10 protein-coding genes are annotated in these 17649 nt (G+C 63.1%); 4 read left to right on the plus strand and 6 right to left on the minus strand.

The features are described from left to right. Positions 1 to 298 precede the first annotated feature (298 nt). The 4 genes from AB0J91_RS11495 (at position 299) to AB0J91_RS11510 (ending at position 10975) form a co-directional block, all read left to right on the plus strand. Entirely contained in the window at positions 299 to 2077 is a 1779-nt protein-coding gene (locus tag AB0J91_RS11495; RefSeq protein ID WP_363866833.1) for a hypothetical protein, read from the plus strand. A 1469-nt stretch (positions 2078 to 3546) separates the two neighbouring features. After that, positions 3547 to 7614, plus strand: coding sequence for an AAA domain-containing protein (locus AB0J91_RS11500; protein ID WP_363866836.1), 4068 nt, complete (start codon positions 3547 to 3549; stop codon positions 7612 to 7614). After that, positions 7614 to 8468 carry a hypothetical protein gene (locus AB0J91_RS11505; protein ID WP_363866839.1) on the plus strand — a complete coding sequence of 285 codons (855 nt, stop codon included), beginning with the start codon at positions 7614 to 7616 and terminating at the stop codon, positions 8466 to 8468. The genes AB0J91_RS11500 and AB0J91_RS11505 overlap by 1 nt, the downstream gene beginning before the upstream one ends. A gap of 461 nt (positions 8469 to 8929) precedes the next feature. Next, a complete protein-coding gene (locus AB0J91_RS11510) occupies positions 8930 to 10975 on the plus strand; it encodes an SNF2-related protein (RefSeq protein WP_363866842.1) in 2046 nt (681 codons plus the stop codon). A gap of 379 nt (positions 10976 to 11354) precedes the next feature. On the opposite strand, the gene AB0J91_RS11515 is transcribed toward AB0J91_RS11510, so the two are convergent. The 6 genes from AB0J91_RS11515 to AB0J91_RS11540 all read right to left on the minus strand — a co-directional run bounded on the left by AB0J91_RS11515 (position 11355) and on the right by AB0J91_RS11540 (position 17627). Then, on the minus strand, positions 11355 to 11486 hold the full coding sequence (locus tag AB0J91_RS11515; RefSeq protein ID WP_363866845.1) for a hypothetical protein: 132 nt from the start codon (positions 11484 to 11486) through the stop codon (positions 11355 to 11357). Positions 11487 to 11873: 387 nt separating this feature from the next. Next, entirely contained in the window at positions 11874 to 13229 is a 1356-nt protein-coding gene (locus AB0J91_RS11520) for an MFS transporter (protein WP_363866847.1), read from the minus strand. A gap of 75 nt (positions 13230 to 13304) precedes the next feature. Beyond that, entirely contained in the window at positions 13305 to 14966 is a 1662-nt protein-coding gene (locus AB0J91_RS11525; protein ID WP_363866850.1) for an amidohydrolase, read from the minus strand. Positions 14967 to 14984: 18 nt separating this feature from the next. Continuing rightward, on the minus strand, positions 14985 to 16361 hold the full coding sequence (locus AB0J91_RS11530) for an aminotransferase class III-fold pyridoxal phosphate-dependent enzyme (protein WP_363866853.1): 1377 nt from the start codon (positions 16359 to 16361) through the stop codon (positions 14985 to 14987). Between the two features lie 38 nt (positions 16362 to 16399). Continuing rightward, positions 16400 to 17032, minus strand: coding sequence for a response regulator (locus tag AB0J91_RS11535; RefSeq protein WP_363866856.1), 633 nt, complete (start codon positions 17030 to 17032; stop codon positions 16400 to 16402). A 37-nt stretch (positions 17033 to 17069) separates the two neighbouring features. Then, positions 17070 to 17627 carry a nuclear transport factor 2 family protein gene (locus tag AB0J91_RS11540; RefSeq protein WP_363866940.1) on the minus strand — a complete coding sequence of 186 codons (558 nt, stop codon included), beginning with the start codon at positions 17625 to 17627 and terminating at the stop codon, positions 17070 to 17072. Positions 17628 to 17649: the final 22 nt, after the last annotated feature.

The following is a 17649-nucleotide window of genomic DNA, read 5'->3' on the forward strand; positions in this document are numbered from 1 at the left end:
CAAATCCCCACCCGTCCGGATAACGCAACGACGCCACCCGAACGGCCTATCCGCCGTGCACTCCCAACCCAACCCACCGAGCCCCAATCACGACGAGTGTCGAAGTGGATCACACGGTTGTCGCAATTTCAGCCACCATCAGCACCAATCATGAATCCGCCTGCAGATCCTACGGGTGATCCAGATTACCGTGATCACCTACGACATTCAGCGGTCGCGGATAGGGGGCGCGCGCTTGAGTACAGTCCGTCGGACCAGGCAAGACGCGGACAGCACGGCTTACTCGGCAATCTGGACAGTGTCTGAGGACCACGGCCTGGTCCAGGCCGTCGAGTCCCAGTTCGAGAGCTGGCTGCGCGGGAAAGGATCGTGGGACCCACCAACGGAAAAGACGGGCTACTTTGCCGGCCCTCGGGGACAAGAACTCCTGGTGGTGCACCGCGATGGGGCGGACGGTCACAGCCTGAGGCTCCGTTTGACCGAAACAGGCGCGAACGGGTCCTGGCGGACCAACTTGACCGCCCACCAGTCAGCCGACGGCGAGTCCTGGCTAGGACTCCGCGTCGAGAATCCCGGCGGGAAACCTGCCAAGGTGCCACGCCTTGCCGCTTATCTTCTCGATGCACTGAAGCTCCACGATGGCGGTACGTGGCTGTCGGCTTCTCCGCGTCGCGTCTTCGGCCCGGACGTCGAACAAGTCGCGGAAGAGGTCACCGACGTCGACCGGCAAGGCCTCTACTTCGTCGCCGGCACCGACGAGCAGCTACCGTTCGATTCGTTCGCGAACAAGGTCGGGCACTGGACTCACGACACGCGGGGCATGGCGCAGGTGGTCGTGCTCGATCCAGCCGCCACGCGCCAGTTCGAAGAGATCCTCGGACCGAGCCACGCGGTTTCTCCCTGGACGATCCGCACTTTCGATACCGATGTCGACCCGGCGGTCCCGGCTGATGGGCGACGACATCGCATTCTCAGCACGGGTCGACTCCTCGGGCGTGACGGCACCGTCCGCTCGATTCTGGGTCGCGCGACCCGCCTGCACGCCGTGCAGCGACCGCAGCCCGCTCGGTTCTCGCCTGTCCACCGGGCACTGTCCCGCCTGGAAGACAAGCTGCTCGTTGACGACCTGCTCCCGTCCACAACACCGGAACCGGAGGCTGGCTCCGAGGTCACACCGGTCCAGGAACCCGTCGCCCCTACCGCTCTCAGCCAAGCAGAGGGGATCAATGGGGAAATCACCTTCCACGACGGACAGATCGAGCTCGTCAAAGAAGTCCTCGGCATCGCGAACATCGACCGCGAAGCGCTCACGGAGATCCGCAACCGCGCCGATCACGCATCCCGGAGCACGAACGCGATCGAACGCGTCACCAGGCAACTTCAAGAACGACTCGAACGCATCGAGGAACTCGAACTCGAACGCGACATCATGCAGGAGGCCAGTGAGGAACAAGAGCTCGAACTCGCGGTATCACTGGCTGATCAGGCAAAACTCGCTGACGAAGTCCGCTGGCTACGACGCCGGCTAGCGGCATCGGGAGACGCCGAGAACGCATACCGGCTCCTGCCGGAGGAGGAAACGAGCCGCTACCCGGGCGACTTCGCGGAACTGGTGGACATGCTCGCCACCAAGTCCGGAGAGGGCGTCGTGTTCAGCGGTGACGAAGAGATCGTGCGCGAACTCGCCGAACACGACACGATCGGCCGCGTTGCCGGCGTGGCCTGGGACTGCGTGCTGGCCCTCTGCGACTACGTCAAAGCCCGCGAAGCCGGCGACCACACCCACGGCCTCCGCCAGTATCTCGAAAACACCCCGCAGGGTTATCGAGCCGTGTCGCCCAAGAAGTTCGCAGCCAAGGAAACCGCCCGCACGATGCAGGAATGGGGCGACCAACGCCGCTTCCCGGTCCCCACTCACGTGGACCCCACCGGAGAAACCGTCATGGAAGCCCACTTCAAACTCGGCAAGGTAGGCATGATCAGCCCCCGCATGTACTACCTCGACAACTACACCCAAGACGGCAAGGTCTACATCGGCTACATCGGAACCCACCGCCGAAACACCCAGACCAACTGAAACGGACGTCCATAAGAGCGCGACCTACGCCAGGCACCCCGGCCTAAGCAAGTTCGTTCACGAGCGCCCTCTTACTGGGAGCTAGCACGCTTGACTTCACGAGAGCGAGCGACCAGCAAAATGAGGCCAATTCCAACGTACTAAAGATCACCACCAACGACCCACCGAACGTACTGATATTCGATCGATCAGACGGAAGGTCAATGTGGGTAGCCTTGGCAGCGGCGGACTGTGTCCGCGACACCAGAGAGTCCCCGCTCAACAGGTCTGGAACCGCACGGGAAGCGACCACGACCAACGCCAAAACCAACCCGAAGAGCAGGACGCGGCTCGAGAGGAGCAGCACAAGGTGCGGATGAAACTCTCGCATCGACTTCCATTTGGAGAACCGGTACGACGCGCAACATCCCGCCACAACAAGACCACGGCCAGGGCGCTTGAAAAGGCCAACCCCGACTTCGCCGCGCCCACCTCCAAGGGCGACTCACCAGGAACCTGCGCACCGAGGAGATACTCCAGAATCCCTACCACAGCAACGTTCGCCGTCAGTGCGAGTGCCAGCTAGAGAAGCACTGGCGTTCTCTGTCGAACGATACGCTTAAAGTACTCTGAAGCCTCACGCAACTTCCGATGAGACCAGCTCTCGGAGGCCTTTTCATCGTCAGCTACCTCCGGCTCGGTCTTGACTGTCGGTGAGGTCGGGATCGAAACGGAGATTTGCACACCCCCATCGACAGATCCCGTTTGAACCAGATTCTCGACGTATAGCCCTCAACGCTGTTACGGACCTGATCTCCGAGACCCTGCCGACCGCGGCCACTCTCACCTCCTTCACCCTTCGCTATGCGGTGATCGTCGGACTCGTGGATTGACACCCGGAACCCTCAGTATCCCCAGCTGGTGCTCCGATCATTCTAGCGTCCGACTGTGGAATAGGTACGCGACCTACCATCACAGCACCCCACGCAGGCGCCATAGTTTGTGCTGCCTTCTTGCCCTACCTGGCCTCATCGGTCGACGGCCGACATCCACCCGAATCAGCACCATCTGACTACTCCATTCGGGCGTTGATTGATCAACTGGTGAACGCCCGTGTCGTATGCCGTTCTAACCTTCCCTCGGCCTGGCTCACGTGTGACGTCAGCGAAGACGCGACCTCCTGAACGACGAGGAGATTCACCGGTTCAAGATCTGCAAGCCAAGCGACCTGGCGGCCAGGAGCATAGCAACCAGGAATTTCGTAACAAGCTGGACAACATCGACTGTTCACCGATGGCCGCTCCGCCAATCGGTTCATCTGCGCGCGCATCCGAGTGAAGCTTCGCGTGGTTCCTCGACGGATACCAGCTTGTTCCCTATCAAATGATGACAGGACCCGATCTCTGATGCATACTGGAAAGTTCACCTTCAGCAGGTGGACCCTGACTCGGCTGATGCGGACAGGTCGACCGTTCTGATGGAGGTAGTGGATGGCCAGTCCGGCCGATGCCACGCGGCAACAACTGGTGCTGGAACAGTCAGACAAGTGGGCGAAAGATCTCATCGATCTCGACCACAAGAATACGCTGGTGAACTTCCGTCATTCAAAGACCGGAAGTCTTGACCTGTCCGGATGCGAAACGGAAACCCTCGCCCGCCTCCTCTCCGGCAACAAGACCTCGTTGAAGTCCCTGTTTCCGGAGGCCCAGCAACACAAAGACGCATGCACCCGGGCCATGCACCTGAACCGGAAAATCACGACTTTCCGGGAGGAGCAGGGCGTCGAGGTCGGTCGCCTGGCAAGCGGATTCGTCAAGGTCAAGTCGGTCAAAACCGGTTCCCGCCCCAGCCTGCCTCTCTACGCACCGCTCTTGCTTCGCCCGATTGCCCTCGACCCCAAGACTGCCGCAGGAAACGACTTCAGCATCTCCGTTGAGTCAGAAGCCGAGCTGAACCCGGTGCTGCTACATGCACTCGACCGCGAGTACGGACTCGATCTCGCCTTTGATGACATCAACGAGAAGGTCACCGCCCGATTGACCGAGCTCGTCGAGTTCCAGGATCAGGTCGACGGCACCTTCGAAGTTCTGGAAGAGATCGCACGATCAGAGCGGCTAGAGCTTCAACTGGAACACGGGTGTGCGCTCGGCATCTTCAACTACCAGAAGCTTCCGATGGTGCGCGACCTCCAGGCAGCCGGCGAGCTTCTAGCCAAACACGAGCTGATTGCTGCACTTGCAGGCGACAACGAGTCCGTGAAACTGGCACACAACGAGGCTGCCGGGTACCAGCCTACCGCACCGGACTCGCTCAAACCCGAGGACGAGTTTCTCGTGGTGGACGCGAACTCGTCTCAGTTCGAGGCCATCGACGCCGCCATGAACGGCCACCACCTGTCGATCGAAGGTCCTCCCGGAACGGGAAAGAGCCAGACGATCGCGAACATCATCGCCGGGGCGGCCGCACGTGGGAAGCGCGTTCTGTTCGTCGCTGAAAAGCGTGCTGCCATCCAGGCGGTAACGGACCGCTTGGAGCAGGTCCACCTCGCTGACTTGGTACTTGATCTCCACCGCAGCACGATCGACAAGAAGCACGTCGCGCAGCAGCTATCGGAAAGCCTGGCCCGGCTTACGCAGGAACCGCCTGTTGACGTCAGTTCGATCCACGAACGTCTTGCTACCCGCCGCGCGAAGCTGAACGACTACGAACGCGAGCTGCACGATAAGCGGGATCCCTGGGGACTCAGCCCCTATCAGGTGCGGGACGAGCTCATAGACCTCGGCGACGAGTACCGATCGCAGTGCTCGTTTCGCGGCCGACAACTGAGAGATCTACACGCTGATGTCATCCCCAAAATCGAAGAAGACCTTGAAAACTTCATCGAGCAGGGTGGACTTCGGATCCTCAACGAGGAGTCTCCGTGGGCCCATGCCGACGTATGGGACGACAAGGACATGGCTCGTGTCATGCACGAGTTGGACGCGGTCACCACCCAGAACTTGAATCGCAGTAGCGACCGGATGCACAAACTGGTCAGCCAAGCCGGCCTACCGCTTCCGCAGGAGATCAGCGGTTGGCAACCAATACTGCACCTTCTCGATGAAGTTGCTCGAAGCGTGGACCGGTTCGGGCCAGAGGTCTTCGGCAACGACCTGGACGACATGTTCTTCGCGACTGCCGTCCGAGCAGAGCGCAGGAAACACCGGCCGGGTATGGACTGGCGGCAGCGCCGGTCACTGCTCAAGCGTGCCCGTTCGCTGCCGAAGGACGGACTCCGAAAGAAGGACCAACTACACAACGCACTTGCGGAAGTCCTCAGACAGCGAGATCGCTGGTGGCAGATCGGCGGCCCTGAGACGAAGCCTGAGCAGGTTATAGGGCTCGCCGACATGATGGACGAGTACCAGCAACTCCGACGGCAGCTGGCTGCCGTCGCGTTGTCCACCAAGGCTGGCGACCTCGAATCACAACCGATCTCAAGGGTCACCGAACAGCTCGAGGAGCTGAAAGCGGACAAGGAGATGCTGTTTCGGCTCCCCCAAATCAACGGTCTACGTCAGCGATTCACCTCCATAGGGCTGTCGCCGCTGCTCGAGGAGTTCGCGGCGAAGCGCGTCCGAGGGAAAGACGCCAAGCGGATCTTCAGGCACACCTGGCTGCGATGCCTGGATGACGAGTTCAGGATGCACAGCCCGGCGCTGCGCCAGTTCACCCCGAGCCAGCACGACCGATACGCGGCCGAGTTCCAGGATGCCGACCGCAGGCATCGGGATACCGCAGCTTCGCGTATCCGCCGCAAAGTAGCGGTTGCGGCGCGGCAGGCCAAGGATGATTTCCCTGAGCAGACCAGGGACTTGCGCAAGGAGGCCAGTAAGAAGACTCGCCACATGCCATTGCGCAAGCTGGTCGAACAGGCGCCCGACGTCCTGCTCTCCCTGCGGCCGTGCTGGGCGATGTCGCCTCTGGTGGTGAGCCAGACTCTCCCTGCAGCACAGCTTTTCGATCTGGTGATCTTCGACGAGGCCAGTCAGGTCAGGCCACACGAAGCGATCACATCGATCATGCGTGGAAAACGGCTGGTCATCGCCGGAGATGAGAAGCAACTCCCTCCGTCCTCGTTCTTCGACCGGCAGTTTGAAAGCCACAGCGAAGACGAGGACGACCCCGACGAGCTGTCCGACTACGAATCAATCCTTACCTCCCTCCGACCTGTCGTACCGATCAGCCGCACACTTCGCTGGCACTACCGGAGCCAAGATGAACGTCTGATCGCCTTCTCGAACAAAGAGATCTACAACGGCGACCTCGTGACCTTCCCTGGTGCGCGCCAGGAGACCCCGCTGCGCCACGTACAAGTCGAATCCGGCGCGGCATCACCCGGGCAGGCGGGCCTGCCCGAGGAAGAGGTCCGGCGAGTCGTCGAACTCGTCATCGAACACGCCGAAAATCGCCCTCACGAAACACTCGGTGTGATCACATTGGGGAGCAAGCACCGAGACCGCATTGAGCAATCGGTCACGAATGCGCGTCGCGACCGTCGCGACCTGGACAAATTCTTCGCCGAAGACGGCGACTCGAACCGCCGGTTCTTCGTCAAGAACATCGAGACCGTACAGGGCGACGAGCGAGACGCGATCATCTTCAGCATCGGCGTTGCCGCAGGCCCGACTGGGCGGGTGAACCGTACCGGCTTCGGCGCACTCAACAGGCAGGGCGGCGGCCGGCGACTCAACGTAGCCGTGACCCGAGCACGAGTTCGTATGACTGTTGTCAGCTCGTTCCCTTCAAGCGCACTCACTCCTGAAGAGTCAGCGAAGGGCACCGAGCTGCTGCGGCGTTTCCTGGAGATGGCCGAGCGAGGATCCGATCCCGCCGAGATCGGGCGAGCAAAAGACGTCGAGTTGAACGGTTTCGAGCAGGACATCGCACGGCGACTGACAGACCAAGGCATCGACGTCCACCCGCAATGGGGCGTGTCGAGCTACCGAATTGACTTCGCCCTGGCTCACCCCGACGAGCCCGGCCGGATGGTCCTTGCTGTTGAGGCCGACGGAGACCGCTACCACAAAGCCGGTAGTGCGCGCGATCGCGACCGGCTCCGGCAGGAACACCTGGAGAGGCTGGGATGGCGCTTCCATCGAGTCTGGGCGTCAGCTTGGTTCGCCGACCCCGAAGGAGAAACCCGCAAAATCGTAGCCGCGTGGAAGGACGCGGTTGCCCACGCGAGCAAACCTGCGGTACCCCGACCAGAACCGACGCCAAAGCCCGAAAAGACTCCCACAGTCCGCGGAAGCGCGCCAGAGCCCGACCTGGCAAGCCGTCGTGGCCCCAGGCCCCTTCTACGCGCACCGGGCACCAGCATCGATAGCTACGAGGAAGCCGAACTGATCGCGCTATTCCGGTGGTTGCTGAGTGACGGCTTGCCTCTCGACCGCGAGGAACGGATCACGCAAGCAATCCAGGAGCTCGGCTACCGACGCAGGGGCCGGAAAATCGCAGAGCGATTGACCCGCGCCGCACAGATCGCGCAGCACTTGGCAGATAAAGAGGAGAGTTGATGTTCCCCTTGGACCCGCGGACGATCGAACGCATCGCCGCAATCGTGGTCGACACAGGCGGCCATTACGAGCGGAAGGGGTGGCAGCTGGAACAGCTCTTCTCTGCTGCCGGTTGGGTCGACCCACCGGAGTACGATGGGTCCCCACGAGTTCCATGGGTTGTCGAACAGCTGACGGAACGTTCGACTGATCGCTCAGCGATTGAACGGTTCCTCTGCCGCATATGTGACCCTCTTGAATACGACGAGGGCAAGCCCGCAGCGGACGTCTTTTGCCAGATCATCAATGAGAAGCTCCAGCCAGAGCGACTTGCGATCACCTACATCAGCGGCCGCCCGGTGCTCGGTGAGCTGACGGATGACGGCGGCGAGCCCATGTTCGTCCAGCCGCCAAACCTTGATCAAAGGCTGCGAGGACTGATCGAGAGCAAGACCACTGTCGACGTTCTGGTGAAGCGAGCAAAGGAAGCGGACATATGTGCCAGTTCCGGGGCGCACACGCTTGCGATCATTGGGATCGGAAGCTTCGTAGAAGGAATGCTATTAGCCCTGCTGATCGAGCGCGACCGCGAAATCCGCGAAAACGGCTTCCCTGCTGGGAAGAACGGTAAGCACGTCACCCCGCAGCGCGCAGGCCTCGAACTTCTGATCAACACAGCCCGGTCCAAGAACTGGATCCAGTTCGTCGCCGCCGACTTCATGCACCGGGTCCGTGATTACCGGAACTTTGTCCACCCCGGAAAGGAGCTCGCCGAGCTTCCGGACTTCGATCAGGAGAGCGTTCGCCTCTGCTGGGCACCTGTTCACGTCGTACTGAACGACCTCGAGGAACGTCTCACGCGGGTCGGCGGCTAGCCACTACAGAGTCACCAATTCCGCTCGACGCCTCGGGACACCAACTTGAGGTATGCAACCTGATCAAGCTGCGACCGCGAGAAAGGCCTGTGGGTCCTTGACAGAAGTGATGCCACCATCCGCTTCTCGTGAATATCAGGACCCACAGGCCACTTCTTCGGTCGCGCCATCTATCGAGAGCTCGGCAGCCGGAGCCCTCACTGGGATCGATGAGTTCCAGAACAGTGGAGCCTGGGACTGGCCGGCCCTTGAGGATCAGTGCGGAACTGCGATCCGGCATAATGCTCGGCGACGTGAGGAGAGGAATGGCTCCGGAATCTGGGGGATCTCTGCCGGCTTCGGGTGGCTTCTCGGCTGCCAGGTCCGTGCTCTCGCATGCCAAGTCGTTCCTGGATGCTGCGGGGTCTGTTCTCACGGCACCCCAGAGTCTTTTGCAGCGGGCTCATGAGCAGTATCGCTGGTTGCAGGAGCAGGAGGTCCGGCGGCTTCTGGGGCAGATGCCTCTCGAGAGGTTGCGCGAGGTGAGCTCGGGGCAGCTCCGGCTCGGCGGCCTCGAGAAGGCGGGGAGACGGAGCGTCGGCGACGTCGCTTTCGCGTCGCTCGAGGAGCTGCAGCGCCACCCTGGTATCGGGCCGAAGACAGCGCAGCAGATCCGCCATGCGGCTGACGCGCTGGCCGGCTCGGCTCGGAAGAAGGCGGTCTTCCGGTTCGACGCAGACCGTCCGGATGAAGCCCAGAAACAGCTGCTCAGCACACTGCATGCCCTGGAGGTCGCCGAGCGCGAGGTCAAAGAACTGGGCCAGGGCGTCCACCCTCTGACCGGCCATGTCGGTGGGCTGCACAAGCAGGCGCGACGCACGGGCAGCCGCGTGCGGATGCTCTTCTCGACGCCGAGGAAGAAGTCCGAGGCACGGCAGGCGTTGGACGAGCTCGCGAACGTGCTCCGCGGGCCGCTCGCGGAACGGACATTCGCGGCAGCCCGGCGGTTCGGGGAGGCCACCCAAACCGACCCGAAGTCCCTGTGGAGCGATTACCGGCAACGCGCGGCCAGCTACAACACCCTCCTCGGCCGCGTCACCGGCGAGCGATCCACGGACTCCACGCGGGAGACGATGCCTGGCGAGATCCAGCGCGAGATCTCCGCGACGGCACTCGACACGAGCCTCCTCCGCGTCTCCCTGCGCGGCTACCAGGAGTTCGGCGCCAAGTTCGCGCTGGCGCGTCGCTTCGCGATCCTCGGCGATGAGATGGGGCTCGGGAAGACGATCGAGGCCCTCGCTGTGCTGGCACACCTCACCGCGACCGGCCGGCGGCACCACCTGGTCGTCTGCCCGGCGAGTGTGCTGGTCAACTGGTCTTCCGAGGCCGGCAAGCACAGCCGCCTCGACGTCCACATCCTGCACGGGCGGGACCGCGATGAGCAGGCACGACGGTGGATGCGCGAAGGCGGCGTCGCGGTGACCACCTATGACACCCTGCGGCGGCTACCCGAGTTTCACCAAGTGCGGCTGGGCGTGATCGTCGTCGACGAGGCGCACTACGTGAAGAACCCGGGCGCCAAGCGTTCTCAGGTCGTTGCCGCTCACGTTCGGCAAGCCGAGCACGCGCTTTTCCTCTCCGGCACTCCCATGGAGAACCGAGTAGAGGAGTTCAAGCAGCTGGTCTCCTACCTGCAGCCGGATGTCGCGCGGAAGATCCGAGGGCAAGATGCGCTCATAGCTCCCGAGGCGTTCCGGCGGACCGTGGCACCGGTGTATCTGCGTCGCAACCAGGAGGACGTGCTCACCGAACTGCCCGAGAAGCTCGAACTCGACGACTGGGTTGAACTCGGCGACGCCGACGGGCGCACGTACCGGAAAGCGGTCGTCGACGGCAGTTTCATGGCAATGCGGCGAGCCGCCTACGCGCCAGGCACCGTCAACGACTCAGCGAAGCTCGACCGGCTGCGCGACATCGTCGAGGAGTCGGCCGCCAACGGCTGGAAGGTCGTGGTGTTCTCGTACTTTCTCGACGTCCTCGAATCCGTGCGCAAGGTCGTGGGCCCGAGTTCGATGCCACCGCTGACCGGCAAGCTCTCACCCGAAGCCAAACAAGAACTCGTCAACAAGTTCAGCTCGCACGATGGGCCAGCGGTCCTCCCTTGCCAGATCAACGCCGGCGGGGTCGGGATGAACATCCAGGCGGCATCGGTGGTTATCATCGCAGAGCCCCAGCTCAAGCCGAGCACCGAGTCCCAGGCCATTGCACGCTGCCACCGCATGGGTCAGACCCGCAAGGTCCACGTCCACCGTCTGATGGCCAAAGACACCATCGACCAGCGACTCCAGGAAGTGCTCGAAGGCAAGACCCGCCTGTTCGACGCCTACGCCCGCGAAAGCACCACCAAGGACAGCAACACGGCGGCCACCGACGTCACCACGGTCAACGAGAACCTGCTGCACGACACCACGATCCCGATTGATCAGCGGATCGTGCAGGCAGAACGCCAACGGCTTGAGCTTGACTGATCGGTGGGGCTCTCTCGGGAGCCGACGATGCGCCATAGAACTCGATCTGCATCCGCGCACGACATGGGCACGCGCAGCCGCGGCAAGCAACCTTCCCATAACCAGTGTTCTGAGCTTGGGTGCGAAGGGTGTGAACTGCAGCCAAGGGCGCCTACGAAGCGCCATCTTCGTCCACGATTCGTGCTGTTTGCCCAAGCCTGAGGCCCTTGCCGACTCAAAATCCGTCTAGTGTGCGTTCGAATCGCACCGGGGGCACTTCGCTTGACCACGAAAACCGGGCCCTGAACTGCAATAACAGGACTCGGACCCGGTGTTTCGTTCTGCGGTTGTACCCGACTGAATCTGGACGCCTGCGGGTATCTGTGGCCACGCGCTTCACTCAGTCACTGCTCACCAGCTCCTGGATCCTCTTACGGGCGATGTCCTCTTGGCCGACGAGCACCTTGGCGTAGATCTGCAACAGGGCGGCCACGCTGTGCCCCGCCCACTCGGCGACCTGCGTCGGCGCCACGCCGACAGCGAGCCACGTCGAGACCGCGGCGTGTCGCAGGACGTACGGCCGTTTGGCCAGAGGCGATCTGAACTCGTCCTCCCCCAGCCCAGCGCGCCGGGCCTTCTCCCAGACGTGCGATCAGGTGCTCTGCGAGAGGTGACTGCCCTGCATCCCGTAGAACACGAGCCCACTCGACAGCGGCCGGATCGTGGTCAACGACTTCAACGCTACCCACGATCCAGCGGAACTCCGTGCCGCTGGGCCGAGTTGGGCGCTGGAAATGGGAGTCTCGGTGCGATCCTCACTGCGGCAGCTTCGCTGGTTACCCACCCGGGCACCCTGAGTGTTCGGTGCTTCAAAGTGGACCGTTCCGCGCCGGATCACAAACATCTGCGGTATCGACCGTTAGTCGACCGAGGTAACCGGCGACGGAGAGTCGAGCGATCTCGCGCGCGTTCGTGCGGGCGCCGTTTCTGGCAGAACTATCAGGCACACCAGCGAGACGAGCAGAAGCCCGGCGAGATAGTAACCGATATGCGAGGCATCCCCGGTGATGGCGACGATCCGGTTGGCGATCACCGGCGCGACTCCCCCGCCGAGTACCGCACCGGCCTGAAACGCGATACCGAGCCCGGTCTGGCGCTGCTCCGGTGGGAAGAGTTCGGTGAAATAGGTGTACAACGGGCCGAACAGCAGGCCGGTCGCGACGAATCCGATCGCCAGCGCCGCATTCACTGAAGCCACCGTGCCATGGGCCGCAAGGTGGAAGATGAACAGCGCGCCGCCAATCGAGGCGACCGCACCACCGATCATCACCGGGCGGCGACCGACACGGTCGGACAGGAACGCGGAGACGACGTTAGCCACGGCGTGCAACAGCAGGGCGACGATGCTCCCCACGACGATCGGTTGGCGAGGCAGCCCTAGCCCCTCCGGTGCGGGAGCGGTGGCGTAGGAAAGCATGTAGATGGACAGGACGAACGCGATGGAGTTGATCCCGATGCTGACTCCGGCCGCCAGAAGTACCCGTCGCCAGTTGGAACGGAACACCTGCGACAGCGGCGCCTGCTTCTGAAGGACACTCTTCTTCTCGCGCATCATCTCCCGGAACACGGGGCTCTCTGCCACACCTCTTCGTAGCCAGAGACCGATCAGCAACACGATCCCACCGAACAGGAAGGGCAGCCGCCAGACCCAGCTCTGGACGCTCTCAGCAGGTGCCAGCAGCACCAACGCGAACGCGAGATTCGCCAGGATCGTCCCGACTGGGGCGCCAAGTGCCGCGAACACACCGTACCGCGCGCGTTTTTCGGTGGGGGCGTGCTCGATCGCCAACACCGCGGCACCCCCGATCTCGCCTCCGCCGGTGAGTCCGTGCACAAGCCGCAGTATGACGAGCAGGATCGGAGCCGCAAGGCCGATCTGCGCGTATGTCGGAAGCAAGCCCATCAACACCGTGGCCGCTCCCATTCCCATGAAGGTGAGCATCAGTGCGCGCCGCCGACCGTATCGGTCGCCGATCCAGCCGAAGAGCACCGCACCGATCGGGCCCATGAGAAAACCGATGCCAAACGTGGCCAGGCCCATGAATGTGCTGAACCAAGCGTCGTCGGTCTGGAAGAACGTATTGGTGAATACGAGTGCGGTGGCCGTGCCGTAGATCGCGAAGTCGTAGAATTCGAGTGCGGTACCGACACCGCTGGCGAAAGCGACGCGCCCCATGCTGGAACGCTTGCCAGAAGCTACGTTACTGGTGGCCATCTGTCGAGTCCTGTTCGGATTGTTGTCGGGACACCGCAAGTGGGGAACTTCCCATGTCGCAGGGAGTTCGAATGATCACTCGGCACGAATGAGTTCGTAGACCTTGCGGCCGGCGAACCAGGTCTGCTCCACAGTGGTGCCAGCCACTTGGTCGATGGGGACGGCGAACGGGTCGCGGTCGAGTACGACGAAGTCCGCGAACTTTCCTGTTTCGAGTGAACCTGTGACGTCGTCGGTGCTCATCGCCCGCGCGGCGCCGAGGGTGTAGGCGTACACAGCCTCGTAGAGCGAGATCGCCTGTTCCGGCCACAACTGTCCCGGGAAGGCCCCGGTTGGGTCGGCACGGGTCACCAAGCCCTGTATGCCATGCCAGGGATTGGGCGCGGGCACGACCGGCCAGTCCGAACCGCCTGCGACGAGGACGCCGGCGTCGAGGAGATTCCGGTTGGGATGGAGTCGTTCGACGCGATCACGAGGGAGACAGCAGCGGAGAGCTTGGACGATATCCCCCGGGTACCACAGTGGCGGCGAGATGTCGGCGATGACGTCGAGCTCAACGAGGCGGTGCTGGTCGTCGTCCGCGATGAAGTTGCCGTGCGCGATCTGGAACCGGTTCGCGGTGTGCCCGGCCGCACGGACAGCAGCGATGGCGTCGAGGCTCATGCGTACCGCTCGGTCGCCGGTGCTGTGGATCTTCGCGGAGAGCCCCTGTCCAGCGACGCGCAGGAGCCATTCGGTGAGTTCCGACTGGCTCATCGCTGTTTTGCCTTGCCATTCGGCGCCGTGAACGTCATCGGGAAGATAGGGCTCGAGGAAGGACGCAGTCCTTGCGGGTGGGACGCCGTCGAGGAAGATCTTGACGAAGTCGGGCCTGTGGTGGGGGCTGCGGTAAGCCTCACGCTGGTCGATCAGTTCTTGCCCGATCGGTTGGGTGCCGAAGATGTTGTCGTTGATCTGAAGTGAGGTCACCACCCAGGCGTCGAGCTGGCCGGTCCCGTCGAGGTGCTTGAGTGCTTTCAACATAGGCAGGGAGGCGGCAGCGTCCTGGAAAGCGGTGATCCCGAACGTGTGCAGGATCTCGACGCCCCGCCGACATGCGGCGGCATCTTGCTCCACGGTCGGGGGGGCCGACGCGAGGTAGGCGTGTTCGACGGGAGCGACGGCTGCCTCGAAGAGCAAGCCGACCGGGGCAGCGGTATAGGGGTCGCGGACAACGGTGCCGTCGGTGGGGTCGGGGAACTCGGCGTCGATGCCGGCGAACGCGAGTGCGGCCGAGCTGACCCAGCGATTGTGGCAGCTGTCGTCACGGAGTAGTACGGGACGCCCTCCGGCGGCCGCGTCGAGGGCGCCGAGCACCTTCGGGTGGGACAGCTCCGGGATCATTCCGATGCCCCAGCCACCGCCAACGACCCACGCGTCGGGTGCGAGCTCGGCCGACCAGTCCCGGATCGCGTGGAGGAGCGCGGGGAGATCGGCGGTGGGGTCGAGTTGGAGCTCGAAGAGGTCGGCCCGGCCGGCGATCATGTGATGGTTGTGGACGTCGACCAAGCCGGGCATGAGGACCGCGCCCCCGTGATCGACGACCTCGGGGGCGCCTTGGACCTGTTCGAGCAACTGCTCGTCGCCGATCGCGGCGATCCTGCCGTCGGCGACAAGCAGGACCGAAGCCCGTGGCTGGGCGGGAACGAGGGTATGGATGCGGGCATTGCGATGGACGACGTCGGCCTTGATCGTCATGCGTTTTCCTTAGCTAGGTCAGGCAACCGCGGTGAGGGCGGCGTCGAGTGCGCGGACGATCGTGCGAGCTTCGTCACCGGTGAGGGTCAGCGGTGGCGAGATAATGATCTTCGTTCCGGCCGGGCGCACCACAACACCTTCGCGGCGTGCCTGCGCAGCGATGCGTTGGGCGAGGCCGGTGGCGGGATCGATGGGTTCGTGGGTCCGCTTGTCGGCGACGAGGTCGACGGCGGCCATGAGCCCCTTGCCTCGTGTCTCTCCTACCACGTCGTGTCGTTCGAGGTCTCGCATCGATTCGAGGAGCACTTCCCCGACGCGGGCTGCGTTACCGGGGAGGTCTTCTGCTTCGACGATGTCGAGGACGGCTAGGGCAGCGGCACAGGCGGTGGGATGCCCGCTGTAGGTGTAGCCGTGCATGATGACGTTTGAGAATCCGGGGCCATTCTCGATCGTCTTCGATACGCGGCCGTTGAACACGGTTGCGGCGAGTGGGATGTAGCCAGCGGTGATCCCCTTGGCGAAGCAGAGGATGTCGGGCGCGACGCCCCAGCCTCGGGATCCGAGTATGTTGCCGGTGCGGCCGAACCCGGTGACCACTTCATCAGCGACGAGCAAGATGTCGTGGCGGTCGAGGACCTCGCGGACGCGGCGCCAGTAGTCGTCGGGCGGGACGATGACGCCTCCCGCTCCCTGAACGGGTTCGGCCACGAACGCGGCAATCGTCTGCGGCCCGAGGAACTCGATCTGCTCCTCGAGTTGTCGGATCAGGTGATTCGTGAGTTCGACCGGATCGCGACTGTCCCAAGGGTTGCGGTACAGCCAGGGCGCATCCAGCAGGTGCGCGCCAGGCAGCAGCGGGCCGTGGTTGTAGTGGTAGACGGCGTTACCACCGATCGAGGTCCCGCCGATGTGCAAGCCGTGGTAGCCGTTGCGCAGTGACAGGAAGCGGGTTCGTGCGGGCTGCTCCGCGGCGATCCAGTACTGCCGGGCGAGTTTGAGCGCGGTCTCGATCGCGTCGGACCCGTTGGTGCCGAACAGGACGCGGTGCATGTCCTCCTTGGCGAACATCCCGGTGATCCGGTCGGCGAGGTCGTAGACGCGGGGATGGGCGACCCCGTCGAACATCTGATAATAGGCCAACTGGTCAAGTTGGGCGTGGATGGCGGCTTTGACCTCGACACGGTTGTGGCCGACGTTGACGTTCCAGAGTCCGCCGACACCGTCGAGCAACAGGTTTCCCTCGGTGTCGGTCACGTGGTTCCCGTCGCCGGAGATGATGATCAGCGTTTCGCTCTTCGGATCGGATGTCGAGGGTCCCATGGGGTGCCAGAACCGCTTGGTCGCGTTCACGTAATCACCGGGTTCGACTGGTGTTCCGGTGCCGGTCAGGGGCATGGCGTGTTCCTTCCGTTTCGGGCTCTGGCAGCGGCCGGTCAGACGCTGACTCGGTGCAGCAGGACGTCGCGCACCAGAGCACCGAGGCTGTCCGCTTCGGTCTTGGCTTTGATCCGGGCACGGTGGACGTCGACGGTCTTGACGCTGGTGCCCAGTTGGCGGGCGATGAGTTGGCTGGAAACTCCTTCGATCACCAGTCGCAGCACTTCGCGTTCCCGCTGGGTCAGCATCCGCAGCCGTTCGCGCACCGCTATACGTTGATCGTGTTCGGCGAAGCGTCGGCGAGCTTCGCGCACCTGTGTCTGGACCACTTCCACCATTCGTTGTGGCTGGTAAGGCTTTTCCAGGAAGTCGACCGCGCCGCGGGTGACCGCGCGGACCGACATCGGGATGTCGCCGTGCGCGGAGCAGAAAACCACCGGTGCGGGGTAGTCCATCTCCAGCAGCCGCTCCTGCAACTGGAGTCCGCTGATGCCTGGCATCCGGACGTCGACGATGACCACGGCCTCCTCAGCAGGGTCGAACTCGGAGAGGAAGGTATCCGCGTCGGGATAGGTCAGTGCCTGCAAACCGATGCTGTTGAGCAGGAACAGCAGCGATTTCCGCATATCGGCGTCGTCGTCGACGACATGCACCACAGGATCCGGTTTCACCGGCTCGTCCGAGTCCACCGCACTCACCCTTTTCCGCATAAGCGCCTTGGCGTGCCTACGGCTTCATCAGAACCGAGGCGGACGGGTAGTCGCTGGCCCAGCCGGTGGAGAGGGGCGCGACGAAGACATTTTCGGTGCGAGTACGCGTGATCTTCCAGGTCTCGCCGTCCTTGCGAAAGGCGTTGTTGAGCCTGCTCGAGCGCAGCAGCGACTTGCCGTTGGAGAACAGCCAGGGCTGCATGTGGATCCACTGGCCCGTAGCCTCGTCGCCGTCGACCCGGATCTGCTCCGAGGTGAGGTAGTGGGCGTTGAGCAACAACGCGGGATCCTGCTTTTCGCCCCAGAACGACTGGAAGTGCGCGCGGATGGCGTCGGCGCCCTCGGCGCGACCGAACTGGTTGTCGTAGTACTCGCCCACACCTTCCCAGACCGCGTCGTCGGCGTAGAGCTCCATGATCAGTTCAATGCGGTGTTCGTCGTCCCGGACCCCGAACTCCGGGCATGGGGTGTCACACAAGAACATGTAACGCGCCTGGATCCGGCGGATCTCGGCTTCGGCCTCGAGAATGCGGACCCGGCGGGTCAGATCTGCGATGGTCTTGTCTGAAGTCATCGAAATCTCTTTCCTCTCAATA

It is taken from the genome of Saccharopolyspora sp. NPDC049357 (genome assembly GCF_040677225.1).
Taxonomy (GTDB): Bacteria; Actinomycetota; Actinomycetes; order Mycobacteriales; family Pseudonocardiaceae; genus Saccharopolyspora.

What these genes read in the sequence shown, in the direction of transcription:
- AB0J91_RS11525 (WP_363866850.1), bottom strand. Translation starts at nt 14,966, where the DNA reads ATGACGATCAAGGCCGACGTCGTCCATCGCAATGCCCGCATCCATACC.
- AB0J91_RS11520 (WP_363866847.1), bottom strand. Translation starts at nt 13,229, where the DNA reads ATGGCCACCAGTAACGTAGCTTCTGGCAAGCGTTCCAGCATGGGGCGC.
- AB0J91_RS11500 (WP_363866836.1), top strand. Translation starts at nt 3,547, where the DNA reads ATGGCCAGTCCGGCCGATGCCACGCGGCAACAACTGGTGCTGGAACAG.
- AB0J91_RS11540 (WP_363866940.1), bottom strand. Translation starts at nt 17,627, where the DNA reads ATGACTTCAGACAAGACCATCGCAGATCTGACCCGCCGGGTCCGCATT.
- AB0J91_RS11505 (WP_363866839.1), top strand. Translation starts at nt 7,614, where the DNA reads ATGTTCCCCTTGGACCCGCGGACGATCGAACGCATCGCCGCAATCGTG.
- AB0J91_RS11530 (WP_363866853.1), bottom strand. Translation starts at nt 16,361, where the DNA reads ATGCCCCTGACCGGCACCGGAACACCAGTCGAACCCGGTGATTACGTG.